The organism is Methylobacterium nodulans ORS 2060 (assembly GCF_000022085.1).
In the GTDB taxonomy this organism is placed as follows: Bacteria; Pseudomonadota; Alphaproteobacteria; order Rhizobiales; family Beijerinckiaceae; genus Methylobacterium; species Methylobacterium nodulans.
The window spans coordinates 2,156,417-2,182,382 of the sequence record NC_011894.1 but is presented as its reverse complement, the minus strand read 5'-3'; the positions used below and the strand labels follow the sequence as shown (position 1 = coordinate 2,182,382).

Genomic DNA, 25,966 nt, shown 5'->3' with positions numbered 1-25,966 from the left:
CCCCCATGCCCCTGATCCAGGCCAACGGCACGACCCTGAACTACGAGCTCTCGGGCCCGAGCGGCGCACCCGTCGTGGCCTTCTCGAACTCGCTCGGCACGGCGCTGGCGATGTGGGACCCGCTCGTGCCGGCCCTGCGCGGCCGCTACCGCGTCCTGCGCTACGACACCCGCGGCCACGGCGCCTCGCAGGTGCGCGACGAGTCCGCCTCCGTGGAGGATCTCGCCGACGACCTCCTCGGCCTCCTCGACGCGCTCGGGATCGCGCGCGCCCACATCGTCGGCCTCTCGCTCGGCGGCATGACCGGCCAGGCGCTGGCGATGCGCGCGCCCGAGCGGGTGCAGAGCCTGACGCTCATGGCGACCGCCGCCCACATGCCGACCGAGGCCTCGTGGAACGAGCGCGCCGAGACGGTGCGGGCGCAGGGCACCGCCGCCATCGTGGACGTGACCATGGAACGCTGGTTCACGCCGGACTTCCCCCGGACCGCACCCGCCCTGGTCGATCCGGTGCGCCGGCAATTCCTCGGAACCGACCGGGCCGGCTACGCGGTCTGCTGCCATGCCATCGGCCGGATGGATCTGCGCCCCGGGCTCGGCCGCATTGAGGCCCCGACCCTGGTGATCGCCGGGCGCGACGACCCCTCGACCCCGCCCGCGAAGTCGGAGGAGATCTGCGAGGGCATCCGGCACGCGGAGCTGGTGGTGCTGCCCGCAGCCCGCCATCTCCTCGCCATCGAGCGCCCCGAGGCCGCCGCCGCCCACCTCCTCGCCTTCCTCGACCGTCATCGCGGGGCCGCCGAGGCAGCGACCGGGGCGGTGCCCTTCACGGAGGGCCTGTCGAACCGGCGGGGGGTGCTGGGCGAGGCGCATGTCGACCGCTCGCTCGCGGCGGCCGGCACCTTCGCGGGGCCCTGGCAGGACTTCATCACCCGCATCGCCTGGGGCGAGATCTGGGGCGATCCGCGGCTGCCGTGGAAGACGCGCTCGCTCGTGACCCTCGCCCTCATGGTGGCGCTCGGCCGCGAGGAGGAGTTCAAGCTCCACGTGCGGCCGGCGCTTGCGAACGGCGTGACGCCGTCCGAGCTCCAGGCGCTGCTGCTTCAGGCCGCCGTCTATGCGGGCGTGCCCGCAGTCAACGGGGCCTTCCGCTGGGCGAAGGACGTGCTCGGCGACGAGCTGGAGTGACACTTAGAGCCGCCGACCTGATGCAATCAGGTCGGCGGCTCTCAAGCCTTTGATGTGACGCGCTCCCTTGCGCCGAACCGGCCTCCACTTCGGCGGGGAGCGGATCCGGAATCCGCGCTCAGCGCTGCCCGAAGGACGAGTCCTTGAACAGGTCCTTGTATTCCCGCGGCTGCGAGCGCCAGTACTGCTTGGGCGCCCGCACCCGGGCGCCGAGCTCGGCAGCGGCGTGCCAGGGCCAGCGGGGATCGTAGAGCATCGCCCGGGCGAGCGAGATCGCATCCGCCTTGCCGTCCTGCAGGATCTCCTCCGCCTGACGCGGCGCGGTGATGAGGCCGACCGCGATGGTGACGAGGTCCGTCGCCGCCCGCACGCGCTCGGCGAAGGGCACCTGATAGCCCGGACCGAGGGCGATCTTCTGCCGCGGGGACACGCCGCCGGTGGAGACGTGGATCGCGGCGGCGCCCCGCGCCTTCAGGGCCTCGGCGAAGGCGACGGTCTGCTCGACCTCCCAGCCCTCCTCGACCCAGTCGGTCGCCGAGACGCGGGCCCAGACGGGCTTGCCCGAGGGCACCGCGTCGCGCACGGCGTCGAACACCTCCAGCGGGAAGCGCATCCGGTTCTCCAGGCTGCCGCCATAGGCGTCGCTGCGCTGGTTGGAGAGCGGCGAGAGGAACTGGTGCAGCAGGTAGCCATGGGCCGCGTGGATCTCGACCGAGTCGATCCCGAGGCGCATGGCGCGCTTCGCCGTCGCGACGAAGTCGTCGCGGATGCGCTTCATGTCCGCCGCATCGAGGGCGCGCGGCGCCACCTCGTCCTGCGCATGGGGCAGGGCCGAGGGGGCCTCGGTGAGCCAGCCATAGGGCGAGTCCGGGGCGATCTGAGCGCCGCCGTTCCAGGGCGTCTCGCTCGACGCCTTGCGGCCCGCATGGGCGATCTGGATGCAGAGCGGGATCGGCGCATAGTTGCGCAGAGCCGCGAGCACGCGGCCGAGTTCCCGCTCGCAGGCATCGTTGTAGAGGCCGAGATCCGCATAGGTGATGCGCGCCTCGGGCGAGACCGCGGTGGCCTCCAGGGTGAGCAGCCCGGCGCCCGACATGGCGAGCTGGCCCAGATGCATCATGTGCCAGTCGCTCGCCTCGCCGTCCCGCGCCGAGTACTGGCACATCGGCGCGACGATGATGCGGTTCTCCAGCTCCAGGCCGTCGAGGCGCAAGGGCTGGAACAGGCGGGGCGTGGTCATGCGGTGGACCTCCGTGTCTGACGGGCTCTATCTGGCCCGCCCGACCCGCCCGGAAAAGCCCTCAGCCCAGGCCCCTGGCATGCAGCGCGGCACTGATCTCCTCCAGGATGGCCGGGTCGTCGATGGTCGCCGGCGTGGTCCAGGGCTCGCCATCGGCGATCTTCTTCATCGTCCCGCGCAGGATCTTGCCGGAGCGCGTCTTGGGCAGCCGCCCGACCGTCAGCGCGAGCCTGAAGGCCGCGACCGGGCCGATCCGCTCGCGCACGAGCGCCACGAGCTCGCGCTCGATCACGTCGGGCGGGCGCGCGACGCCGGATTTCAGCACCACGAAGCCGCAGGGCGCCTCGCCCTTGAGGCTGTCCCTGATGCCGATCACGGCGCATTCCGCCACGGCCGGATGGGAGGCCAGCACCTCCTCCATGCCGCCCGTGGAGAGCCGGTGGCCCGCCACATTGATGATGTCGTCGGTGCGCCCCATGACATAGACGTAGCCGTCGCGGTCGAGGAAGCCGGCATCCGAGGTGTTGTAGTAGCCCGGAAAGGCGGCGAGGTAGCTTTCGCGGAAGCGCTCGTCCTGTCGCCAGAGGGTGGGCAGGCAGCCGGGCGGCAGGGGCAGCCTGATCGCGATGGTCCCCATCGTGTCGGCGGGCACGGGCTTGCCGCCCTCGTCGAGCACCTGCACGTCGTAGCCCGGCATCGCCACGGTGGGGCTGCCGTGCTTGACCGGCAGGATGCCGAGGCCGACGGGGTTGGCCGCGATCGGCCAGCCGGTCTCGGTCTGCCACCAATGGTCGATGACCGGCACGCCGAGGATGCGCTCGGCCCAGGCGACCGTGTCGGGATCGGCGCGCTCGCCGGCGAGGAACAGGGTCCGGAAGCGCGACAGGTCGTGGCCGCGCATCAGCACCGCCTCCGGATCCTCCTTCTTGACGGCGCGCAAAGCCGTCGGCGCCGTGAAGAGCGCGACCGCCCCGGTCTCGGCAATCACCCGCCAGAAGGCGCCCGCATCGGGCGTTCCAACCGGCTTGCCCTCGTACAGGACGGTGGTGCAGCCGTGCAGCAGCGGCCCGTAGACGATGTAGGAATGGCCGACGACCCAGCCGACGTCGGAGGCGCACCAATACACCTCGCCCGGCTGGATGCCGTAGAGGTTCAGCATCGACCAGGTGAGCGCCACGAGGTAGCCGCCCGTATCGCGCACCACGCCCTTCGGCTTGCCCGTCGTGCCCGACGTGTAGAGGATGTAGAGCGGGTCGGTGGCCGCCACCGGCACGCAATCCGCCCGGCGCCCGGCCTCGCGCGCGGCGGCCACTTCCGCCGCCCAGTCGCGGTCGCGCCCCTCGGCCAGCGCAGCCTCCCCTTGCGGGCGTTGCAGGATCAGGCAGGCTTGCGGCTTGTGGTTCGAGAGGCGGCAGGCCTCGTCGAGGAGAGGCTTGTAGGCGACGACCCGGCCCGGCTCGATGCCGCAGGAGGCGGCGAGCACCAGCTTCGGGGCGGCGTCCTCGATGCGGGCCGCGAGTTCCTTGGCGGCGAAGCCCCCGAACACGACCGAATGCACCGCGCCGAGCCGCGCGCAGGCCAGCATGCCGTAGAGGGCTTCCGGCACCATCGGCATGTAGAGGACGACGCGGTCGCCACGCTCGACGCCGAGATCCCGCAGGACCGCGGCGAGCAAAGCCACCTCCTCCTGAAGCTCCGCATAGGTGATGCGGCGTGTCGTACCGGTGACGGGGGAATCGTACAGGATCGCCGCCTGGTCGGCCCGGCCTCCCGCCACATGGCGGTCGACGGCGTTGTGGCAGGCATTGACCTCGGCGCCGACGAACCAGTGGCCGTAGACGCCGGCCTCGGGGTCGAAGGTCCTGTCCGCCGGCCGGCTCCAGTCGATCGCCCGGGCGGCCTCGGCCCAGAACGCGGCCGGATCCGCCTTCCACCGCCCATAGACCTCAGCGTAGCGGCTCCCCGCCGTCGTCCCGGATGACGTCATGGCCTTTTGCGTTCCCGTCCCGATGCGCTGCGGGCCGCCTCCGGGGGGGCGGAGCGGCTCTTGTTGACGTCCTGCTTAAGGCAGGAACGGCCTGCGTTGAATCCTCCGATGCGCCTACGTCTTTCGTCGGGCGCCCGAAATCTCCTTCGGCCTTTTGCGCCGCAGGGCGTCGGCTACACTGCGGCGGCGGGCCGCTGCATGGAGCTCGCGCCAAGATCGCGGGAGGCATCCACATGACCGCCGAGACCATCTACGACCGTGGCCTCGACCGGAATCCGGCCAATTTCCAGCCGCTGACGCCCCTGAGCTTCCTGGAACGGGCGGCCACGGTCTTCCCGGACCATGTCGCGATCATCCACGGCTCCCTGCGGCGCAGCTACCGCGACCTCTATGCCCGCACCCGGCGTCTCGCCTCGGCGCTCGCGGCCCGCGGGATCACGCGCGGCGACACGGTGGCCGTGATGCTCGCCAACACCCCGGCGATGATCGAGTGCCATTACGGCGTGCCGATGACCGGGGCAGTGCTCAACACGCTCAACACCCGCCTCGACCCCGCCGTCCTCGCCTTCTGCCTCGACCATGGCGAGGCCAAGGTGCTGATCACCGACCGCGAGTTCGCCCGCACGATCAAGCCGGCCCTGGCGCAGGCCAAGGTGAAGCCCCTCGTCATCGACTACGACGACCCGGAATTCACCGGCGAGGGCGAGCGCCTCGGCACGGTCGAGTACGAGGAGTTCCTGGCCTCCGGCGACCCGGACCATGCCTGGGCAATGCCGCGCGACGAGTGGGACGCGATCTCGCTCAACTACACGTCGGGAACGACGGGTGACCCGAAGGGGGTGGTCTATCACCACCGGGGGGCGGCCCTGCTCGCGGTGGGCAACGTCGTCACGGGCGCGCTCGGCAAGCATCCGGTCTATCTGTGGACGCTGCCGATGTTCCACTGCAACGGCTGGTGCTTTCCCTGGACGCTCTCAGTCGTCGCCGGCACGCATGTCTGCCTGCGGCAGGTGCGGGCGAAGGCGATGTACGACGCCATCGCGGACCACCGGGTCACCCATCTGTGCGGCGCGCCGATCGTGATGCAGCTCCTGCTCAATGCGCCCGCGCCTGAGCGGCGCAGCCTCCCGCACCGGGTGTCGTTCTTCACCGCCGCCGCGCCGCCGCCGGAAGCGGTCCTCGCCGGGATGGCGGAGGCCGGCTTCGACGTCACGCATCTCTACGGACTCACCGAGACCTACGGCCCGGCCGTGGTGAACGAGTGGCACGCCGACTGGGACGCCCTCACGAAACCCGAGCAGGCGGCCCGCAAGGCCCGGCAGGGCGTGCGCTACCCGCCCCTCGAAGCCCTCGACGTGCTCGATCCCGAGACGATGCAGCCCGTCCCGGCGGACGGCCAGACCCTCGGCGAGGTCATGTTCCGCGGCAACGTGGTGATGCGTGGCTACCTCAAGAACCCGAAGGCCACCGAGGAGGCATTCCGGGGCGGCTGGTTCCATTCGGGCGACCTCGGCGTGAAGCATCCGGACGGCTACATCCAGCTCAAGGACCGCTCGAAGGACATCATCATCTCGGGCGGCGAGAACATCTCGTCGATCGAGGTGGAGGAAGCCCTGTTCAAGCACCCGGCGGTCGCGGCCGCCGCGGTGGTCGCCAAGCCCGACGAGAAGTGGGGCGAGACGCCCTGTGCCTTCGTGGAGCTGAAGGGCTCCGAGATGGTCTCGGCCGAGGAGCTGATCGGGTGGTGCCGCCAGTCGCTCGCCGGCTACAAGGTTCCCAAGCACGTCGTCTTCACTGAACTGCCGAAGACGTCGACGGGCAAGATCCAGAAGTTCATCCTTCGGGAAATGGCCAAGGCGCTGTGAGGGCAAGCGGCCGTCGGCGGCGGGGGCGCCCCGCCGCCGTCACCCGCTCCCCCTTGCGGACGAGTGCAGCGTCAGCGGAAGGAGATCCGGGAAAAGGCAGAGAATCCGGAAAGGGGTCGTTCGGAGAACGGATCATCGAGGCCCCATGCGCATGGCGCAGCCATCCCGTATGCCCGTATGGCGAAGCCATCGACCGGATGTCGGATGAGCTCACCACCGGCCTTTGCCGACCCTGACGGATGACACCGGCTGAACGAGCGCTCCCTCCGTGACAACCAGCCCCGGCGCCTCAACATGAGGAATCTGGCGGCTTCCACCCGCCTCAGGTCTATGAGCGAGGGCGGCCGTGCCACCGCCGCCCTCGCCAGGACAGAGACCGGATCGGCCTCCGATTGCAACCGGCGGTCAGCCGTGATCGCTGCCGCGGGTTCGGCGGTCCGCCTGGGGCGGACCAGGAGAATGATCGGAATCAAACCTGCCGTTGCGTCGGCAGCCGATGCCGGCGCAACGCGGCACATCACGACGAGGCCGCCCGCGCATTGCATCCCGGCGCTGCGGGAGCGGCCAGATCGTCGACACCAACCTTTTTGAAATACCCGCCCGAACCGCGAACCCTGTGGTGTCCGAACGGAGCACGGTGACCGGTTCCTCATCGCCACTGGCGCATCTGCGGCCAGCCGGTTCTCCGATCCGATCGAACAGTGCCGCCCGAGGTCCGGCGGTTGGAACTCCTAGTGGACCACCCGCGTGGCGCTGGTGCGCAGCCGGTTGATTTCGTCCTTGAGGTGCAGCTTGCGTCGCTTGAGTTCTACGACCCGCAGATCATCCGTCGAGGGGTGGGAGATCGCGTCCTGGATTTCGCGCTCGAGCGCCTCATGCTTGCGCTCGAGTTCGGACAGATGCGTCTGAAGCGACATCGGCCGTGTCCTCCTGTCATGGTTGCGACCTCACGAGACTGCCACAGGCCGCGGCGCCTGTCGAAGGCATTCGTTGCTGCAGCGCAGGATGACGCTGATGCACCGCCCGCGCGACAACGAGCGATCTTGGCCGTTCACCGTGATGCGAAGCATTGGAAGCGTTCCAGAGTGAACGGAATGCAGCAACCCTGATCGCGATGGCCTTCGCAGAGTGCGCCTTCCGCTACGGGAGAGGCCGTTCCCGGCCGCCCTCCCCGGACTTAAGACGCGGCTGAGAGCCGTGCCCGCTGTGGTGGGATCGGCCGCTCCGGTTGAATCGGGCAGCTCGTCGGCCGTTGCCGTGTCGCGCTCTCTAAGGCCCCCCGCGAAAGGGTGTGCAGGTCCAACCTCCGCCTTGCTGGAATCGGGCGGCTGGCGCATGCTCTGCACAGGGCGTCGGGATGGCGATGATGGCGTTCGAGTTGAGTGCAGAATCCGCGGCCGAATACGAGGCGGAGCTGGCGCGGCTGCGCGAGGAGCACCGCGACCTCGACGATGCGATCGAGGCGTTGATGCAATTGGCGGGCGGCGACCGTCTGCAGATCCAGCGGCTCAAGAAGCGCAAGCTCGCCCTGCGCGATCGCATCAGCTTCCTGGAGGACCAGCTCACCCCCGACATCATCGCCTGACCTCATCGTCCGGTTGCGGTGGGCCGCCGAGGTCGCTAGTGGCAGGGGATGGCCCGCGCGGTCCGCGGGCGGACACCGAGGAACGCGTGTGAGCATGGCGGCATCGCCCCCGGTCGCGATCATCATGGGCAGCCAGTCCGACTGGTCCACCATGCGGCACGCGGCCGAGACCCTCGACGCCCTGGGCGTCGCCTACGATGCCCGCATCGTCTCGGCCCACCGGACCCCCGAGCGCATGGTGGCCTTCGCGAAGGGAGCCAAGGCCGCCGGGTTCCGCGTCGTGATCGCGGGTGCGGGCGGCGCGGCGCATCTTCCCGGGATGGTCGCGTCCCTGACGCCGCTGCCGGTCTTCGGCGTGCCGGTGGAGTCGAAGGCGCTCTCGGGCCAGGACAGCCTTCTGTCGATCGTGCAGATGCCGGCCGGCATCCCGGTGGGCACGCTGGCGATCGGGCGGGCCGGCGCCGTCAACGCCGCGCTTCTCGCCGCGGCCGTCCTGGCGCTCGGCGATGCCGACCTCGCCGGCCGGCTCGACGCCTGGCGCAGGCGCCAGAGCGAAGCCGTCGCCGAGCGGCCGGAGCCGTCCGAGCCATGAGCCTCCCAGTCCTGGCGCCCGGCAGCACGATCGGGATCGTCGGCGGCGGCCAGCTCGGCCGCATGATCGCGATCGCGGCCGCGCAATACGGCCTCAAGGTCCACGTCTACGCGCCCGAGGCGAACAGCCCCGCCTTCGACGTGGCGGGCGCCCGCACGGTGGCGCCCTACGACGACGCGGAGGCGCTCGCGGCCTTCGCCCGATCCGTCGACGTCGTCACCTACGAGTTCGAGAACATCCCGCGCCGCACGGCCGAGATCCTGTCGGCGGCCCGCCCGCTGCATCCGAGCGCCGAGGCCCTCGCCACGACGCAGGACCGCCTGACGGAGAAGAGCTTCGTCGCCGGGCTCGGCATCGCGACGGCCCCGTTCCGGGCGGTGGACGACGCGGCCGGGCTCGCGGCGGCGATCGCCGATCTCGGCCTGCCCGCCGTGCTCAAGACCCGCCGCTTCGGCTATGACGGCAAGGGCCAGCGCATGCTGCGTCCCGGCGAGCCCGTCGATCCCGCGGCGGTGATGGCCTCGCTCGGCAACCAGCCCTGCATCCTCGAAGGCTTCGTGCCCTTCGAGAGCGAGGTCTCGGTCGTGGCCGCGCGCACCAGGGCCGGCGCCTTCTCGGCCTACGAGCCCTGCGGCAACGAGCATCGCGATCACATCCTGGCGCGCACCCTCGTCCCCGCCCCCGGGATGGACCCGGACAGCACCGCCGAGGCGCTCTCCGTGGCGCGGCGCATCGCCGACGCCCTCGACTATGTGGGCGTGCTCGCCGTCGAGATGTTCCTGGTCCGCGACGCGGATGGCCGCGCCCACGTCGTCGTCAACGAGATCGCGCCGCGCGTCCACAATTCCGGGCACTGGACCATCGAGGGCGCGCAGACCTCGCAATTCGCCCAGCACGTGCGGGCGATCTGCGGCTGGCCGCTCGGGGCGACCGGGCGGGTCGGCGGCGCTACGGTCGAGATGCTGAACCTCGTCGGCGATACCGCCGGTCACTGGCACGACATCCTCGCCGAGCCCGGCTGCCATCTGCACCTCTACGGCAAGAGCAAGGCCCGGCCGGGCCGCAAGATGGGCCACGTCACGCGTCTCCTGCCGCCCGGCTGAGGCGCCTGCGCCACAGATGGTGCGCGCTCGCACCGTCAAGCGGCGTGGCGGCCCCTAAAGCCACACCTTCGCCACATCGGCCTTGTGAACCGTGACGGCGCGGATGCTTAAGCCGCCATTCACCTCGATCCGAGACGATCGTCGCGGATCAGGGTTCGTGGCCGTACTCGCGCCGCACGGGATCCGATGACCGAGACAGGACGCGCGGCGCTCCGATTGCGCCGCCGTTGGGGGACGAGGGATGAAGGCTGTGATCGTGCTGTGCCGGGCGAAGCCGGCGGTGGTGCTCGGAGCGACCGCGCTCTCGGCGCTGCTCCTCGCCGGCTGCGATACCGTCAGCCGCACCACCGCAACGCGGCAATTCGCCGTGCTGGAGACCGACAAGAGCGGGGCGACCGACGTCAACATCGCCTCGCTCAGCGACGTGATCCAGCGCAACCCGAACGATGCGGCGGCCTACAACACCCGCGGGGCAGCCTATGCCCGTGCCGGCTCTTACAACGAGGCGATCGCGGACTTCACCAAGGCCATCCAGCTCGACCCGAACTCCGCCTCGGCCTACAGCAACCGGGCGCTGGCCTACCGGCAGTCCGGCCGCAACGACTCCGCCCTCCAGGACTTCACCCGGGCGATCAACGCCGACCCGAACTACAGCGCAGCCTATATCGGCCGCGCCAACCTGCAGCGGGCGCTCGGCAATTACGAGGCCGCCTATTCGGATCTGAGCCAGGCGATCCGCCTGACGCCCGAATCGGCCGAGGCCTACCACGCCCGGGGACTCGTGCGGCAGGCGCAGGGCCAGCACCGGGCCGCGATCGGCGACTTCGACGCCGCCATCGACCGCAACCCCTTCGTGAACGCGCCCTATGCCGCCCGCGGCCAGAGCCTCATCGCCACGAACCAGTTCGACAAGGCGATCGAGGACTACAACGCCGCCCTCAACGTGAACAACAAGGACGCGGATTCCTGGGCCTATCGCGGCCTCGCCTACGAGAAGTCGGGCCGCCGCCAGGAGGCGATGGAGAGCTACCAGCGCGCCTCCGCGATCGACCCGAACAACGCCGTCGCCCGCCAGGGTCTCGGCCGCGTACAGGGCGGGATGGCGTCGCTGTTCCGGTAGGAAGGCTGTTCCGGCCGGCGTCCTCGCGCAGCAGCATCAGGCAGGGCGTACCCAGCGCCCCTTCTTCATCGGAGACGTCGGACGGAGAGAGAAGACGGTCAGGGCTCATGTCACCCGACCGCCATCCTCAAGCGAAATTCATGACACGCTCTAGATCTGAGCAAGTTTGTCGCCTTCTTCAGACGGCGACGGGTTGCCCGCAGGATCATTGTCCTGATCTATCGACTTCACTGCGAGGAACTCCGGCAGCAGATCGACGAGCCCGTGTATGTAACGGATACCCGCGGCGTGCCGGTCCTGCCCGCGAAGGTGGCTCTCCACTTCGCGGAGATCGTCGACGAGTTGCAGGCCGGAAATGGCTCCCGACCTGTCTAGCTGCTGCGCCAATACGGCGAAGGCGATCGAACTCGCGATGTCGCGCTCGGCCGCATCGGTTTCCAACTCTGCTATTCGTTCAAGCAGTCGTGCGACGGAGTTATCTTGCATTTTTGGCTCCATGGTGTCTCGACCGCTCCATGGTAGCACCGCAAGGCGGCTTCTTCTCCTAACAGGCGTTCGGCCGTCGCTCGCGCTGCGGGCGGCGCCCGATGCGCGCCGCCCGCAGCAGGTCGGGTCCCCCGATCAGCCATCGCCGCCGTGCGCCGATCCCGGCGGGCCATCGCCTCATCCGGCTCGAAGGCCCCACCCGCGTTCTGCGGGAGACGCAGCCGTGATGCGGATCGCGATCCCGTGCCCCCTGGACAACAGCCCTGCACAGCCAAGTGTACTTAACCGTACATTCATGGCGCGGCGCGAGCCATGCGCTCCGCCGTCATCACGCCGATCCGCCGGTCCAGCAATCCTGGCCCATCCGGCGGCGCGCCCGGTCCGGCAACGACCGGCCCCTGTCCGTTCCGGACCGGGCGCAACCCCGATCGCGTCGCCGACAGAAGCGACGCCCCGGATCCTGCCGGGCGGGATCCACGCGCGCTCCTGCGTGACGACGAGATGATTGCCTCTCCCGGATCAGGCGCCGAAGCTGACGACGCTCACCACCGCCCGGTCGGAATACCGCAATGGAACTGAAGTGGATCGAGGACTTCCTGAGCCTCGCCGAAACCCGCAGCTTCTCGCGCTCGGCCGAGCTGCGGTACGTGACGCAGTCGGCCTTCAGCCGGCGCATCCGTTCGCTGGAGGTCTGGCTCGGCACCGTCCTTCTGGACCGCAGCACCTATCCCATCACGCTCACCGCGGATGGGCGCCAGTTCCTCGAGACCGCCGAGGAGGTGGTGCGCCTCCTCACCCTCAGCCGGGCCGAGTTCCGCAACCGCAGCGAACGGTCGAGCCTGCCGGTGGTCACGATCACGGCGCTCCACTCGCTCTGCCTCTCCTTCCTGCCCGGCTGGCTCACCGAGATCCGCGCCGCGGTGGGACCGCTGGCGAGCCGCGTCCTGCCCGAGAACTTCAACATCTGCATCCAGGCCCTCGTCGAGGGCGGCTACGACCTTCTGCTGACCTACCACCATCCGGGCATTCCGATCCCGCTCGATCCGGAGCGCTATCCCTACCACGTGGTCGGGCGCGACAGCCTCGTGGCCGTGGTCGCTCCTGATCGCGTCTCGCCCGACGGACAGGGGCGCCTGCCCCTGCTGCAATATTCGCGCGGCTCGTTCCTGGGCCGGCTCGCCTCGATCGCGCAGGCCCGCGAGGGGGCGCCGCCGACCTATCCGGTCCACACCAACGAGAACTCGATGGCCGAGGCGTTGAAATCCATGGCGCTTGGCGGCCACGGCGTGGCGTGGCTGCCGCGCAGCCTCGTGGCGGAGGAGATCGCCGCGGGTGCCCTCACGGTCGTCAGCGCCGAGATGCTGATGGAGATCCGGCTTTATCGCAGCGGCGAGCGCGGGCGTCCGTTCCTCGACGAGGTTTGGGCCGCCGCGGCCCTCGACGCGTCGAATTATGCGATTCAAGAATAGTTTTGGTCCGTCTTAGCATTGGCAGTGCCCGCGCCCTGGGATTAATCAGGCGCCGCACCGTGAATGCAGCTGCTGTACCGGTCTTCCGGCTCGGAACGGCGGACGGCGCTCACGGCCGATTCATGAAGACTTGAGGCGGCACCCCGTGCGGCTCCTCCGCCGCGCGCTCACGCCCGCCCCCAACACGGCGCGCCGGATCGCCTCCGCGCGCGAGGAGAGAGCTGTGACCCTTATCCCGACCCGCATCGAGCACGATCTCCTGGGCGACCGAGAGGTGCCGGATGCGGCCTATTACGGCATCCATACCCTGCGTGCCGTCGAGAACTTCCCGATCTCCGGCACGACGCTCGCCGCCTGGCCGGACCTGATCCGGTCGCTTGCCGCCATCAAGCAGGCGGCGGCGCTCGCCAACCGGGAGCTCGGCCTCCTCGACGCGACGCGCTGCGAGGCCATCGTGGCGGCTTGCGAGGAGATCCGCGCGGGCGCCCTGCACGATCAGTTCGTGGTCGACCTGATCCAGGGCGGGGCCGGCACCTCGACCAACATGAATGCCAACGAGGTGATCGCCAACCGGGCGCTGGAGATCCTCGGGCATCCGCGCGGAGCCTACGGGCATCTGCACCCCAACGAGCACGTCAACATGGGGCAGAGCACCAACGACGTGTATCCGACGGCGCTGAAGATCGCCGCCGCCACCGGCATCCGGCGCCTCATCGACGCCATGGCGGTGCTGCGCGACGGCTTCGAGACCAAGGCGGCGGAGTTTTCCGACATCCTCAAGATGGGCCGCACCCAGCTCCAGGACGCGGTCCCGATGACGCTGGGCCAGGAATTCGGCACCTATGCCCGGATGCTCGCCGAGGACGAGGCGCGGCTCGGCGAAGCCGAGCTCCTGATCCGCGAGATCAATCTGGGGGCCACCGCCATCGGCACCGGCATCACGGCGCATCCGCGCTACGCCGCCCTCGTCCGCGCGCAGCTCTCCGCGATCACCGGCATCCCGCTCGTCACCGCGGAGGATCTGGTCGAGGCGACGCAGGATTGCGGCGCCTTCGTGCAGGTCTCGAGCGTGCTGAAGCGCGTCGCCGTGAAGCTGTCGAAGACCTGCAACGACCTGCGCCTGCTCTCCAGCGGCCCGCGGGCGGGCTTCGGCGAGATCAATCTGCCGTCGCGGCAGGCCGGCTCCTCGATCATGCCCGGCAAGGTGAACCCGGTGATCCCCGAGGTCGTCAACCAGGTCGCCTTTGAGGTCATCGGCAACGATGTGACGATCACCTTCGCGGCCGAGGCCGGCCAGCTCCAGCTCAACGCCTTCGAGCCGGTGATCGCCTACAGCCTGTTCCGCAGCCTCACCCATCTGGAGGCCGCCTGCCGGGTTCTCGACGCGCGCTGCGTGCGGGGCATCACGGCCAATCGCGACCGGCTGCGCGCCAGCGTCGAGCAGTCGATCGGCATCGTCACCGCGCTGAACCCCTATATCGGCTACCGCAACGCCACCGCGGTGGCGCTGGAGGCGCAGGCCACCGGTCGCGGCGTCTACGACCTCGTCCTCGAGCGGCGGCTGATGGACCGCGAGCAGCTCGACGCGGTGCTTCAGCCGGAGCGGCTCACGCGCCCGCAGGCCATCGAGGCGCTCTGACCACAGAGCTCCGAGACATCTGCGCGACGCCCTGAAAGCACGCGCTCCGTCCGGCTTTCCCTAAGCCGCGGTCCGGTCCGGGCGCCGCCAACCATTCATCAAACCACGGGAGGAACACGATGACACACAGCGACGCGGCGCCGCGATCGGGCCGCCTCACCCTCTATACCGGCCTCGGCCTCGTCCTCGGCATCCTGGTCGGCGCCGTCCTGCACGGGATTGCGGCCGGTCCGGCCGAGGCCAAGGAGATCGCCTCCTACTTCACCCTCGGGACCGATATCTTCCTGCGCCTGATCAAGATGATCATCGCGCCGCTCGTCTTCGCCACCATCGTGTCGGGCATCGCGAGCTTCGGCGATTCCCGCGCGGTCGGCCGCGTCGCCGGACTCGCCATGGGCTGGTTCCTGACCGCCTCGGTCGTCTCGCTGTCGCTGGGCTTCCTGATGGCCAATCTGTTCCAGCCCGGCGCCGGCCTCGCCCTGCCGCTGCCGGATGCGGGCGCGCAGACGGGCCTGAAGGCCGCCTCGCTCAGCTTACGGGATTTTCTCAGCCACGTCTTCCCGACGAGCATCGTCTCGGCCATGGCGGCCAACGAGGTGCTGCAGATCCTGGTCTTCTCGATCTTCTTCGGCTTCGGCCTCAGTGCGATCGACCGCCGCTACGCCGATCCGATGGTGCGGCTGCTGGACGGGCTGGCCCGCGTGATGTTCGCGGTCACCGACGCGGTGATGCGGCTCGCCCCCCTCGCGGTCTTCGCCGCGATCGCGGCGGTCGTCACCGTCCAGGGCCTCGGCGTGCTCCTCGACTACGGCAAGTTCATCGCCGTCTTCTATCTCGGCCTTGCCGCCTTGTGGGTGCTGCTCATCGGGGCCGGCTGGCTGGTGCTCGGCGGAAGCGTCGTGCGTCTCCTGCGCCTGCTGCGTGATCCGATGATCGTCGCCTTCTCGACCGCGAGCAGCGAGGCCGCCTTTCCGCGCACGGTCGAGGTGCTGGAACGGTTCGGCGTGCGTCCCCGCGTGACCGGCTTCGTGCTGCCGCTCGGCTACTCGTTCAACCTCGACGGGTCGATGATGTACCAGGCGCTCGCCGCCCTGTTCATCGCCCAGGCCTTCGGCATCCAGCTCGGCACCGCCGAGCAGCTCACGATGCTCCTCGTGATGATGGTGACGAGCAAGGGCATCGCCGGCGTGCCCCGCGCCTCGCTGGTGGTGGTGGCCGCCACCGTGCCCATGTTCGGCCTGCCGGCCGCCGGCATCCTCCTGATCATGGGCGTCGACCAGATCCTCGACATGGGCCGCACGGTCACGAACGTGCTGGGCAATGGTCTCGCGACCGCGGCCGTCGCGCGCTGGCAGGGCGAGATCCGGGAGGAAGAGGAGGAGGCGGGCCGAGACCAGCCGCAGGAGGTCTCGCCCGGCATGATCGAGGCTCTGACGTCCTGGTCCCCGGCCGGACGCTGACAGGTCCCTCGGAGGCCGATCCGGCCGAAGGGTGAGCCTCCGGAGGCCGTTCGTTCGAGCCCGTCCTGGAGAGGCGGATACCGGTTTTCCGTCCGCACATCCGATCGATCAATGACATCGATCAATGACTTGGAGGCCGCCGGGCGCTTCTCGAAGCGCCCGACGGCCTCTCGCCTTTCGGGCCCCCGGGTGCGAACCCCCAAGGCTCGGCGAGGGCGGCGGCGCTCGCGCGCGTGGCCCATCGGCCCTGCTCCGGGTTCCTAAGCAGGCTTGGCGGGGCATGCCACCGCTTCGTCCGCTTAGGCTTTTGCTGTGTCGCAGGTTTTTGACGGAAAACCGCAACGCACTGTTCCGAAACCTGCTTAGGCGGTCACAATTGCTGTCCGCTGGCCAGTCGGTTGGCGCCCAGCGCGCTGCGAAAAGCGGCCCAGGCCGTGATCGCAGGGTCGCGAACGATATAGCCGAGATAGGCACGCTCAACCCGGTTCAGGCGCCACGGCGTGAGAAGGTTGCTGCAGAGACTGCGAGGAGACCGCACTTCGATATCGCCGGAATCCGGCTTCGTCTCGTCGTCCCGCATCTGGCAGCCCAAGGCGACGAAGTTCAGCCCCGCGACCATGGCCACGTCCATGCGATACCAGAATCGCGGATTGCACTCGATGAAGGCGATCCGGCCGTCGGGCTCCCGCCTGACGTCAAACCCGATCGTGCCGTCATAACGGAAGTGCTCGACCAAGGCGCCGACGTAGCGGTCGATCTGAGCAACGCGCAAGCCCCTCAACTTGGAAGAAGTACGACAGTAAGAAAACGATGTGAGGATGCGCCGAGATCTGCAGAGATAGAACGCACTGAGATCATCGCCCGGCACGTAATTTTGGCAAATTATAGGGGAATATTCGAGACGCGAAGGCAACTGAGCGGCGGAGTCGATACGTTGCACGCCGAAGCTGCCCCACATGGAGGCCGGCTTCAGGATTAGCGGGAAGGTCAGACGACCGAGAACGACTTCGCGACGCAGGTCTTCTACTGTGTCGAATTTCTGCGTCCGCGGCACCGGAACGCCCAAAGTCGTGCACGCGTTTGCGAATTTCCACTTGTCGTCAAGGACATCGAAAGTCTCGCGAGAGGGCACGGGGTAGTGCGGTCTGTCGAACAGGTGGCCATAAGTCGACAGCAGACGGGTCGTTTCCCCGCAACTCGGCAGCACCATATCGATCGCATACTCGGCACACACCCTATTTATAATGGCAATGTCATCCTCATTTACGTCGGAGAAACTTCCGCGGAATGGAAAAAATTTTGTGCAGAAACGTGAATATCTTAAGACGTCCGCATCTGATGCACCAAGAACATAAACTTCGTCAAAATGATTGATCGCACATCTGAGCACCCGATATTGCAGACGAAATCCCTCTGCCAAGATCATTGCACGCTTCATTACACCACCCCGCGTTCCTCTCCGAATTTTATACCTTGACCACAAGCCGAAGCCCCCCTGCTTGATTAGTTAACAACTTGCAATGGCCAAATCTGAGGACGATGTGGTCTATTGTCACTATCAAAGTTTATAGATACCCCTTTTGAGCCCTGCCAGAAATATTCCCGACCCGATCAAGAAACAAAGTGCTAGAACCGTCCTGGCTGCACGCAGATCTGTGCCAGGGCTGAGCGGTGACTCCGTTCCAACGGAGGTTATGTCTCCGGTTTCGGAGCTGGCGCAGCATCCGTAGATCTCGTACCGAATGAATCATCGATTGGATTGCAACTGCAGATGCATAGAAGATTTGACAAAGGCCTCGACCGACAAGCGGGCCGGCGGATCCGGAGAGTCGAATGAGGATAAGGAAAATCAAAACGTATGTCGCTCTGGCGGCTATTTCTGCAGATTACATGGTGAGCGCGACGGTTGCACCATCGGCGTCTGGTGCACCAAGACACGGCGCGACTCTCGATTGGGCGGCGGTGCCAGGTGAGAATTACGCCGATGCGCAGTTTCGGTTGTGGCTGCCCACCCGCAGCCATCGGATCCGATATGTGCTGGTGCTGACGCCGGGATCGAACGCGGACGGCCGTTCGATGGTGGCGGATGCACGCTGGCAAGCCTTCGCAGTCCGGCATGAGGCGGCCCTGGTGGGATCCAGAATGACGGACAAGCCCCATGCCGACATGTCTCGGGAATCGTATGCGCAAGCCTCACGAGGAAGTGGGCAAGCCCTGATCGAGGCGCTGAATGCCTTTGCGGACAAGGTGGGCAATCGGGACGTGGCACGGGCGCCTTTGCTCCTGTGGGGATTCTCGGCAGGCGGGCAGTTCAACTACGAATTTCTGGCATGGAAGCCGGATCGCGTCGCCGGTTTCGTTGTGAACAAAGGCGGGGTTTATTATTCAGGGCTCCTGTCTGCGACGGCGCGAATCGTCCCGGGCCTTCTCATTCTTGGGACGAAGGACTTGGATTGGCGGAAGGCCGCCATCCAGCGCTTGTTCGCGATCAACAGGCAGGCGGGCGCGCGCTGGTCCCTCGTTGAAGAATCTGGGGTGGGTCACGAGGAGGGCAGATCACGTGACATGGCAGAGGCGCTCTTTCGACGCATAGCTTCGCGGCGTCTGCCGCCATGATCCTGCCCGACACCATAGATATCAGGGATATTAGGGATGAAATCAGAATTATAGCTTTTATTTTCAGTCGTGTCTTGACAGGCGCGCTCACGCCATTTCCGATTCAGCGCCAGAGAGGCAAGGCATCGAGACACCCGACCCGTCGGTGCGGATCGCGCCGAACACGATGATGGCGTCGGTGCCGATCGGCCTCGGCTCGAACGCCGCTGACGTCCTGCGCGCTCCTCGATCGGCAGGAACTGGCGAAATTGCCAAGCTCGGCGGGGCATCCCGGTGTTTACCCTGGCCAGATAGGACCACCATGCCCGTCGATCCGATGCCCATCCCTTCAGATCTCCACTACACGCTGGCGCCCGGCGCGCAGGTTCCGCAGTGGGCTGCGATGTGGGAGCACCTCAGCACCGCCTTTGGCGAAACCCTGAGCGCATTCGCGCGGCTCGGGCCGGGTGACATGCTGTTGGTCTGGGTCGCCGTACTGCTCACTCTCCTGTGCATCCTGGTGGCCCGTCTCAGCCGCGGACTGAGCCGATTCACGGGACGGCAGCTCCACCTCACCACGAGCCTGGCCGATACCGCGCTCGCCGCAGGCTGCCTGCAGCGAGAGATGAACGAGCGGCAGCTGCGGGCCTATGTTGATGTGGCCGCGGTCTCCTTTCAGCGGTTCGCACCGGGTCAGGAGATCATCGTGCAGGTCGAACTGCGCAATCATGGCCTCACGCCTGCGCTGAACCTGATCGCGCAGGTGACGCTCGCCTTCCTGCCGTTTCCGGCGCCGGATCTGCCGGTCCTGGAGGCTCCCTCGCCCGACCTGCTGCCGTCCGTGCTGGCGGCGCGCGAGAGCCGAGCGGTGCTGCAGGGAGTGAGCATCCAATCGACGCCGGGCACGGCGGAGCGTCTGCTCACAGGTGAGCTGGGTCTCTATGTGCTTGGCAAGCTGACCTACGCCGATGTGTTCGGCCGGGAGCACGTCACAACGGTGAGCATGGTCGCGAGCGGCGAGCGGCTGAAGGGACGTCAGCCATTCGTGCGATGCGAGGCTGGCAACCAGTCGTCCTGACGGAGGGCTTCGGCGCGCGCTTCCTGTCGGGTGGAACTCGTCGCGAGCCCCGTTCGGGTCCTTCAGCCGATCCAGCTTCGGAATGCGCCTGAGGTGAGCAGACGCCATCTCGGCATTCCTGCCTTCTCCATCGCAGCTTCGCCCCTCTTCGTATATTGCGATGTCGTGCGGATGAATTTGCGCCGATAAACGTAATCATGTCAGTATTAAAGTTTCGCAATCTTTGTTGACGCAAGCATCGAAGCCACCAACTCTATGGCAAGCGCGCGGAATGGCACCTCGGCTCCGATCTCATGGGATCGGAATTACTGCTCCGCGCGCTTGCTGGTACGGATCTTATGTTCATTCAGGAGCGAGCAGTCATGTCGGTCAAGTCGATTGCGATGATGTTCGGCGTTCTCACCCTGTCTGCCGGCCCCGCCCTGGCCATCACCGTGTCCAACCAGGACCAGCGGGAGCATACCCTCACGGTCGACCGCGGCGTCGAGGAGAAAGATACGAAGATTGTGCCCGGCGCCTCGCTGAAGGTGGATTGTCCGGACGGATGCAGTCTGCGCGTGCGCACCGTCGGCTACGACCGCCCGGCCGAGCCCGGCGATCGCCTGGTGATCCGGGAGGATGGCCTGCTGCATTACGCCAGCGACGACCTGGCAACCGGCAGCGTGCAGGGCAGCCAGGCGGGCGACACGGGAGAGAAAACGGGCAGGGCTTCGTCAAAGTGAGCCGCCCGGTCGGCGGATCGCGCTGATCGCATCCCATTCATCGAAAGCAATCGCGGCGGTGGGCGATCCTGGCGCTGCCAGCAGGAGCATCATCCACCGCCGCGGCCGTCAGCTCCGCATGTCGCGCAGGCGGTCGAGGCGGCTCATCACCGGCGTTACCGCGACACCTCGGATGCGGATCGCAATCGGAACGAGGCCGGCAGCCGCCTCGGCTCTGCCGTGTCAATCGGCCTCACGCACGACGATCTGGAAGGGCCAGAGCGGTCCCGCTCGCGTTCGTCTGGCCTGCGCGCACACCCGGGCGATCGCCGCCGTCGCGTCTTCCTCCGTCGGGTTGACCAGGATCTCCGAGGCCAGCGTCAGTCCGGCTCTCACGACTGCGATTTCCAGCCTCATCGCGCCTCCTCCCCTGTCTCGCCCTGCCGCCCTGGTCACGGGCAGCACGGACCTGCAACGATTGTTGATCCGCCGGGGTTGCCGGGCGCGCTGGCCCCGCCATGTAGACGGCATGGCCGAGCCGGACCGCAACGCTTCCCCGAATGGGCTGCCCCACGACGGCGGACCCATCCTCGACGCCTCGGCCCGGGAGCAGGTGGGACAGCACCTGCAGGCCCTCTACGCGCCCGTGTTCGATGACAGGCTGGATCCCCGCCTGGCTGAACTGCTGCAACGGCTCGGCCACGGCGAAGCCGAGCGGAAGAAGGATCCGGCTGCGGCGCCGCCGAGGCCGGGCGCCCGGTGCAGTCGCTCGGCATCGGGGCGGATGATGCGCTGATCCTGTCCGAGCAGGCGGGGATCTGAGCCGGATGCCGCGGCCGTTGCCGCCGCAGCGCCCCCCGGTAGGGCGGCCGCAGCCCTCCGAGCGATCCGATCGTCGCGGCATGCCGCCCGGCCGGCCGCCTCAGCGCGGAGGCGGCCCTCCGCTTCGCCGACGGGCGCGTGGTCGCGGATACGCGGCGGGAGGATCTGGCTGCCTGAGCGGAGGCGGGCGTCGGAGGCGCGCTCGCTTCAGGACGCTCCCTGCCCGGCCGGCGCGCCGGGCCGGAAGAACAGGCCCGCCCTCAGGCTGTCACCGATCCGGTGTGCCCGTTCGACCAGGGCGGCTGCGATCTCGGGGGCGAAAAGCTCGGCCGCCGTCTCCTCGAACAGGCTGAGCCAGCGGGCGAAGTGATCCGGTCTGAGCACGCCGAGCGCCTGATGCTTGCCGAACGGATTGCCCTTGTAGCGGCCCGTCCTGAGGAGCACCGAGGACCAGAAGTCCTGAATCGTCGCCATGTGCCGGGGCCAGTCCGGGTCGGGGATCGCCGTCGCGAAGACCGGGCCGATGAGCGGGTCGCGCCGCACGCGCGCGTAAAAGGCGTCGAGGAACCGGGCGAGACTCGCCTCGTCGAGGATCTGTTCGGGCATCGTCGGTGGCATGGCAGCAGGAAGCGACTTCGTGTGGGCCGTGTCGCGGTGCGCCCCGGGGCAGAGCGGCCGCGTCACCCGCCCGCGCCGTCTTATATACCAGCGGGCCTCGAAAATGCCCGCCGCTTCTGGTCTCGAAGGCGCGTCGAACCTCGTCGTCAGGCCTCCGGCCCGGCATCGAACCCGTCGAGATCGGGGTCGACGGCCCGCTGCGTGCCGCCATGCCCGATTCACCCGCCCTCGATCCGCCGTGCATCGACGGGGAAGAGTGCTGGGAGACGCCCTGCCGGGATGGTATGGTGCGTGGCTCAGTTGTCCGTCCCCCTTTAGGGAGCCGCCATGCCCTGCTGGCTCTCCGTTCATTGCGGTTCGCCCTATGTCTGAAGGGGCGGCCCTGATCGTCGTTCTCGGCCTCTGGACGGCGATCTGGTTCACCGCCAGCGAGGACGATGGCGCCCAACTCCCGAGACGTGACCGACCCTGGCACATCGATGGGCAGTATGGCGTCGATTATCATGCGTCTGGACTTAAGGGCGAGCCGATTTTCGCCGCGGGCGCACGACGTTTCCTGATCATGCTCGTGGTCGGCATTGCGCTGATTTTCTATCTTGTGATCATATTTCAGCCGATCATTGATGAGTTTATTTTGCTGTAGCCGCACCGACCGCGATCCTGCCGGCGCGGGCGGCGTGATCCCGCGCGAGCGAGTGCCCCGAAAAACGCCCTGGACGCTATCGCCGGCGGGGCGGGCTCATCTGGAGTGCTGATGACGAACGGCCCAACTCTCGGCGCCTCCGCTTGCACCGGGCCGAGGAACCATGCTGAAGAGTTGACGCCGAAAAGCGCTCCCAAAGGCGCTGCGGCAGGTGGCGATGACGGCCGCTCTCTTGCTGGCGCTGGCGGGGCAAGAAACGCCAGCACTGCCGCGGAGCAGCTTTAAATCTCAGGAATTAACTCTACTGAATTCCGGCAAGCAAAAATCCCCTTCTATCTGATTGATTTTGTTCTTGCTCGGCTTCGTGATTCAGCCTCTTCGGTCATTGTGGCTTACGCGCACTAGGATTCACAGAAACGACCGATACAATCAAAGCGCATCACACTGTTGTGAGGATTGGAATCCTGAAGAGATAAAATCGCTGGAGGACGACCAATGGCGACGCCAATTGTTTTCAATGATGTTTTCTACCCTGCTGGCAACCTTGGCCAGGATGTCGACAGACAATCGGCAACGCAGTTTACAGTCAACAATAATGCGCCTCAGGATTACAGCGTAAGAGGTACGGTAAATCAAGTAAACGATGCAGTTTCTTTTACATCGCGAGATGGCACAGACGCAATTACAGTCTATGTCACGAATTTTGATGATGCCGATCATATCGTGTTTACAGAGCAGCCCAATGGCATCGGGCCTGCCTACATTATTTCCAACACGCCGCTGTCTCCTGGAAATACGCTGACATTCAGCGAAACCAATGTCGGTGACTATCATGTCCCGTGCTACATGACCGGCACGCTGATCCGCACGACGCGCGGCGACGTGGCCGTCGAGGAGCTGGCGATCGGCGACATCGTCGTCACCGCCGCCGGCCTCGAGCGTCCGATCAGGTGGATCGGCCATCGTGCCTATACCGGCCGCTTCGCCAACGCCAATCCCGATGTGCTGCCGATCTGCTTCAAGGCCGGCTCGCTCGCCGATGGCACACCCGCCCGCGACCTCTGGGTCTCGCCCAAGCACGCCATGTTCCTCGACGGCTGCCTCATCCCCGCCGTGCATCTCGTCAATGGCGTGACCATCACCACGGCCGAGCGGGTCGACAGCGTCGAGTACTGGCACGTCGAACTCGACCGCCACGACGTTCTGCTCGCCGAGGGGGCGCCCTCCGAGAGCTTCGTCGACGATCACAGCCGCGGCATGTTCCACAACGCACACACCTTCGCGCAGCTGTATCCCGACACGCCGCCGCAAGAGGCGATCTACTGTGCGCCCCGCGTCGAGAGCGGCTATGTGCTGGAAGCGGCACGGCGGCGCTTGGCCGAGCGCGCCGGCCTGCCGGTTCCGGCAGCACGCGTCTTCGGCCCGCTGCGCGGCTCGATCGATCGTTGCGACACCGACGCGCAGGGCGGCGTCACGGTGGTCGGCTGGGCGCAGGATCTGGCCCATCCGGACGGCCCGGTCTGCCTGGACGTGGTGATCGACGGCACGGTCGTGGCCCAGGCCTTTGCCGAACGGTACCGCGCCGACCTGGAAGGGATCGGCATCGGCGACGGGCGCCATGCCTTCAGCCTCACGCTGCCGGAGGCGCTGACGCAGCATGGGCCGCATACGATCGAGGTGCGCCGCTCGGCCGACGGCGCCCCGATCGCGGCCGCCTTGCAGGTCGCGGCCCCGGAGAGGCATGCGGCCTGAGGCGGCCCCGGATATCGACGGCCCGCGATGCGGATGCAGCGGGCCGTTGGCCATCTCGACGGGTCGATGCCGAGCCGGAGGCTTGGAGCGGCTTGGGCGGCCATTCGAGACCGGAACCAACGGGCTTGAACAGGCCCGTTGGGATGACCCCTGCGTCTGCTGCAGCATCGCAGGCTACAGCAGACGCGAGCAATCCATTGCGCGTGAGCCATGCCGCTTCGTAGCCATCTCGACCTTACCTCTCACGAGTGCATCGCCGGATGGGCCTGGGACACCGACGCGCCCGATACGCCGGTCAGCCTCGTCGTGTTCGCCAACGATCAGGTCATCGGCCGCGTTCTCGCCGATGGCTATCGCGCCGACCTCGAACAGGCCGCGATCGGGGACGGCCGCCACGGCTTCACCTTCAGGCCCAGCCCCCCGCTCTCGCCACTGAAGCGCTATCTCATCGGCGTTCGGCGCGAAGGCGATGGCGCCCATCTGGAACGATCGCCTCAGACCCTCGAGCCCTCGACAGCCTTCGACAAGCCCGCGCAGGATGCCATCGCCCAGCTGCTTTCCGCTGTCATCGACGAGGACGACTTTGTCCGGCGGCTCACTTTCTTGACCGATCAGATCGACAGGTTGCGGCAGCGTCATGCTGATTACAGCAGCGGCGCCGAAGACCGTCGGAGGCGACGAGCGCATCAATGGAACGGGAGCGCAGACGGGGCGACCGCCACCAATCGGGATGTCGGCAAGCCTCGTGCGCTTGTCATCGACGAACGGATGCCGTTGCGACATCACGATGCCGGCTCGAACGCCATCCTGTCGCATATCGATTCACTGCAGCGGATCGGTTACGACGTCACCTTCGCTCCGGCGAACCTGCACGGCGATGGCAGCGCACTCGAAGCGGAGGGCGTCGCCTGCTGCCTGCACCCGTGGTACGTCTCGATCGAGGAAGTGCTGAAACGCCAGCGCGATGCCTTCGCGCTCGTCTACATGCATCGCGTCACCACGGCGGGCCGCTACATGGCCCTGGCCCGGGACAACCAGCCGCGCGCGCATCTGGTCTACAGCGTCGCCGACCTCCACCACCTGCGCCTCGCGCGGCAGGCGGAGATCGAGCAGCAGCCGGCATTGCTGTCCCTGAGCGAGCATGTCCGTCTCGCCGAACTTGCCGCCGCCTGGCAGGCGGATGCGGTGATCACCCATTCGACGGCCGAGGCCGCATTGCTGCGTCGGCACATGCCGGCCGGCAAGGTTCACGTCGTGCCCTGGAGCCTTCCATTGCGTCCGACTGCCGTAGCCTGGGCCGGGCGGCGCGGGTTCGCCTTCATCGGCGGCTATGGGCACCGTCCCAACGTCGATGCCGCGCATTGGCTGGTGGACACCGTCATGCCGGCGCTCGATGCCCTCGGTCGCTCGATCCCGTGTTCGCTGGTCGGCAGCAACATGCCGGACAGCCTGCGCAACCTGCGGCGGCACAACGTCGATCCCGTCGGGTATGTGCCCGAGCTGAGCACGATCTTCGATCGCGTTCGGGTGACGGTTGCTCCGCTCGCCTATGGGGCCGGCGTCAAAGGCAAGGTGCTGGACAGTCTGGCGGCGGGCGTGCCCTGCGTGTGCACCCCGGCTGCGGCTGAAGGGCTCGATCTTCCGGAGGCGCTGCTCCGCCATGTCGCCGCGACACCCGCTGAACTGGCCCGCTCCATCTGCACGCTTCACGATGACGAGGCGCTGAACCGCGCCTGCAGCGACGCCGGTCTCAAGTACATCGCAGACAAGGCAAGCGAGGCGCGGCTCGACGAGTCGATGCGGAGCGCCCTGGGCAAGGCGTAAACCGGTTCACGTTGGGCAGTTCCCGCTCGCGATCGCCGGCCCCGTCAGCGGCGTCAGCAAACAAGGATCCGCATCTTTTGTGGGCACGATCTCATGAGAGGAGCGGGTCGATCGGGGCCGAGCGGGACGGCATCATCTGTTCGGGGCGCACCCGCCGGGGCGCAGCCGGGGCATTCCAGTCCGGGATTTCGATCGGGAAC

General features: G+C 67.5%; 23 protein-coding genes. 16 read left to right on the top strand and 7 right to left on the bottom strand.

Features of this window, described 5'->3' with window-relative positions; translation table 11 throughout:
- The first annotated feature begins 5 nt into the window (after positions 1–5).
- Complete coding sequence (gene pcaDC / locus MNOD_RS10020; protein ID WP_015928755.1) at positions 6–1,187, top strand: bifunctional 3-oxoadipate enol-lactonase/4-carboxymuconolactone decarboxylase PcaDC; 1,182 nt, start codon at positions 6–8, stop codon at positions 1,185–1,187.
- Between the two features lie 118 nt (positions 1,188–1,305).
- Here the strand turns inward: pcaDC and MNOD_RS10015 are convergent, their stop codons facing one another.
- Positions 1,306–2,427: an NADH:flavin oxidoreductase/NADH oxidase gene (locus tag MNOD_RS10015; RefSeq protein WP_015928754.1), complete on the bottom strand. Its 1,122-nt coding sequence runs from the start codon at positions 2,425–2,427 to the stop codon at positions 1,306–1,308.
- 61 nt (positions 2,428–2,488) lie between these two features.
- On the bottom strand, positions 2,489–4,414 hold the full coding sequence (locus MNOD_RS10010; protein ID WP_015928753.1) for a propionyl-CoA synthetase: 1,926 nt from the start codon (positions 4,412–4,414) through the stop codon (positions 2,489–2,491).
- A 233-nt stretch (positions 4,415–4,647) separates the two neighbouring features.
- Between MNOD_RS10010 and MNOD_RS10005 the strand changes: the two genes are divergently transcribed.
- Positions 4,648–6,279 carry an acyl-CoA synthetase gene (locus tag MNOD_RS10005; RefSeq protein ID WP_015928752.1) on the top strand — a complete coding sequence of 544 codons (1,632 nt, stop codon included), beginning with the start codon at positions 4,648–4,650 and terminating at the stop codon, positions 6,277–6,279.
- A gap of 731 nt (positions 6,280–7,010) precedes the next feature.
- On the opposite strand, the gene MNOD_RS10000 is transcribed toward MNOD_RS10005, so the two are convergent.
- Positions 7,011–7,196, bottom strand: coding sequence for a YdcH family protein (locus MNOD_RS10000; RefSeq protein WP_015928751.1), 186 nt, complete (start codon positions 7,194–7,196; stop codon positions 7,011–7,013).
- Positions 7,197–7,645: 449 nt separating this feature from the next.
- Between MNOD_RS10000 and MNOD_RS09995 the strand changes: the two genes are divergently transcribed.
- The 4 genes from MNOD_RS09995 to MNOD_RS09980 all read left to right on the top strand — a co-directional run bounded on the left by MNOD_RS09995 (position 7,646) and on the right by MNOD_RS09980 (position 10,679).
- Positions 7,646–7,864, top strand: coding sequence for a YdcH family protein (locus MNOD_RS09995; RefSeq protein ID WP_043748436.1), 219 nt, complete (start codon positions 7,646–7,648; stop codon positions 7,862–7,864).
- A 94-nt stretch (positions 7,865–7,958) separates the two neighbouring features.
- A complete protein-coding gene (gene purE / locus MNOD_RS09990) occupies positions 7,959–8,456 on the top strand; it encodes a 5-(carboxyamino)imidazole ribonucleotide mutase (RefSeq protein WP_015928749.1) in 498 nt (165 codons plus the stop codon).
- Positions 8,453–9,559 (top strand): 5-(carboxyamino)imidazole ribonucleotide synthase, encoded by a 1,107-nt coding sequence (locus tag MNOD_RS09985; protein WP_015928748.1) that lies wholly within the window; start codon positions 8,453–8,455, stop codon positions 9,557–9,559. Before purE ends, MNOD_RS09985 begins: the two co-directional genes overlap by 4 nt.
- 241 nt (positions 9,560–9,800) lie before the next feature.
- On the top strand, positions 9,801–10,679 hold the full coding sequence (locus tag MNOD_RS09980; RefSeq protein WP_015928747.1) for a tetratricopeptide repeat protein: 879 nt from the start codon (positions 9,801–9,803) through the stop codon (positions 10,677–10,679).
- Between the two features lie 150 nt (positions 10,680–10,829).
- Here MNOD_RS09980 and MNOD_RS45665 read toward each other — a convergent pair whose 3' ends face one another.
- Positions 10,830–11,165 carry a hypothetical protein gene (locus MNOD_RS45665; protein ID WP_015928746.1) on the bottom strand — a complete coding sequence of 112 codons (336 nt, stop codon included), beginning with the start codon at positions 11,163–11,165 and terminating at the stop codon, positions 10,830–10,832.
- A 569-nt stretch (positions 11,166–11,734) separates the two neighbouring features.
- Between MNOD_RS45665 and MNOD_RS09970 the strand changes: the two genes are divergently transcribed.
- The 3 genes from MNOD_RS09970 to MNOD_RS09960 all read left to right on the top strand — a co-directional run bounded on the left by MNOD_RS09970 (position 11,735) and on the right by MNOD_RS09960 (position 15,733).
- Positions 11,735–12,634 carry a LysR substrate-binding domain-containing protein gene (locus MNOD_RS09970; protein ID WP_015928745.1) on the top strand — a complete coding sequence of 300 codons (900 nt, stop codon included), beginning with the start codon at positions 11,735–11,737 and terminating at the stop codon, positions 12,632–12,634.
- Positions 12,635–12,857: 223 nt separating this feature from the next.
- Complete coding sequence (gene aspA, locus MNOD_RS09965) at positions 12,858–14,273, top strand: aspartate ammonia-lyase (RefSeq protein WP_015928744.1); 1,416 nt, start codon at positions 12,858–12,860, stop codon at positions 14,271–14,273.
- Positions 14,274–14,392: 119 nt separating this feature from the next.
- Positions 14,393–15,733, top strand: a complete 1,341-nt coding sequence (locus MNOD_RS09960; RefSeq protein WP_015928743.1) for a dicarboxylate/amino acid:cation symporter — start codon at positions 14,393–14,395, stop codon at positions 15,731–15,733.
- A gap of 370 nt (positions 15,734–16,103) precedes the next feature.
- On the opposite strand, the gene MNOD_RS09955 is transcribed toward MNOD_RS09960, so the two are convergent.
- Positions 16,104–17,171: an ATP-grasp domain-containing protein gene (locus MNOD_RS09955; protein WP_015928742.1), complete on the bottom strand. Its 1,068-nt coding sequence runs from the start codon at positions 17,169–17,171 to the stop codon at positions 16,104–16,106.
- 395 nt (positions 17,172–17,566) lie between these two features.
- Here MNOD_RS09955 and MNOD_RS09950 point away from each other — a divergent pair, with 395 nt between their 5' ends.
- The 3 genes from MNOD_RS09950 (at position 17,567) to MNOD_RS09940 (ending at position 20,128) form a co-directional block, all read left to right on the top strand.
- The gene (locus tag MNOD_RS09950; protein WP_015928741.1) at positions 17,567–18,349 is read left to right on the top strand and encodes a hypothetical protein; all 783 of its coding nucleotides are present in this window, start codon (positions 17,567–17,569) and stop codon (positions 18,347–18,349) included.
- 145 nt (positions 18,350–18,494) lie between these two features.
- A complete protein-coding gene (locus MNOD_RS09945; RefSeq protein ID WP_157091417.1) occupies positions 18,495–19,406 on the top strand; it encodes a hypothetical protein in 912 nt (303 codons plus the stop codon).
- Between the two features lie 362 nt (positions 19,407–19,768).
- A complete protein-coding gene (locus MNOD_RS09940; RefSeq protein ID WP_015928739.1) occupies positions 19,769–20,128 on the top strand; it encodes a hypothetical protein in 360 nt (119 codons plus the stop codon).
- Positions 20,129–20,350: 222 nt separating this feature from the next.
- On the opposite strand, the gene MNOD_RS46290 is transcribed toward MNOD_RS09940, so the two are convergent.
- A complete protein-coding gene (locus MNOD_RS46290) occupies positions 20,351–20,524 on the bottom strand; it encodes a hypothetical protein (protein WP_015928738.1) in 174 nt (57 codons plus the stop codon).
- A gap of 112 nt (positions 20,525–20,636) precedes the next feature.
- Here MNOD_RS46290 and MNOD_RS09935 point away from each other — a divergent pair, with 112 nt between their 5' ends.
- Positions 20,637–20,903, top strand: a complete 267-nt coding sequence (locus MNOD_RS09935; RefSeq protein ID WP_015928737.1) for a hypothetical protein — start codon at positions 20,637–20,639, stop codon at positions 20,901–20,903.
- 233 nt (positions 20,904–21,136) lie between these two features.
- On the opposite strand, the gene MNOD_RS09930 is transcribed toward MNOD_RS09935, so the two are convergent.
- Positions 21,137–21,535 carry a group III truncated hemoglobin gene (locus MNOD_RS09930; RefSeq protein WP_015928736.1) on the bottom strand — a complete coding sequence of 133 codons (399 nt, stop codon included), beginning with the start codon at positions 21,533–21,535 and terminating at the stop codon, positions 21,137–21,139.
- Between the two features lie 376 nt (positions 21,536–21,911).
- Here MNOD_RS09930 and MNOD_RS09925 point away from each other — a divergent pair, with 376 nt between their 5' ends.
- From MNOD_RS09925 to MNOD_RS09915, 3 genes are all read left to right on the top strand, one after another.
- Complete coding sequence (locus MNOD_RS09925) at positions 21,912–22,190, top strand: hypothetical protein (RefSeq protein ID WP_015928735.1); 279 nt, start codon at positions 21,912–21,914, stop codon at positions 22,188–22,190.
- Between the two features lie 495 nt (positions 22,191–22,685).
- Positions 22,686–23,942 carry a Hint domain-containing protein gene (locus tag MNOD_RS09920; protein WP_015928734.1) on the top strand — a complete coding sequence of 419 codons (1,257 nt, stop codon included), beginning with the start codon at positions 22,686–22,688 and terminating at the stop codon, positions 23,940–23,942.
- Between the two features lie 210 nt (positions 23,943–24,152).
- A complete protein-coding gene (locus MNOD_RS09915) occupies positions 24,153–25,766 on the top strand; it encodes a glycosyltransferase (protein WP_015928733.1) in 1,614 nt (537 codons plus the stop codon).
- The last annotated feature ends 200 nt before the right edge of the window (positions 25,767–25,966 follow it).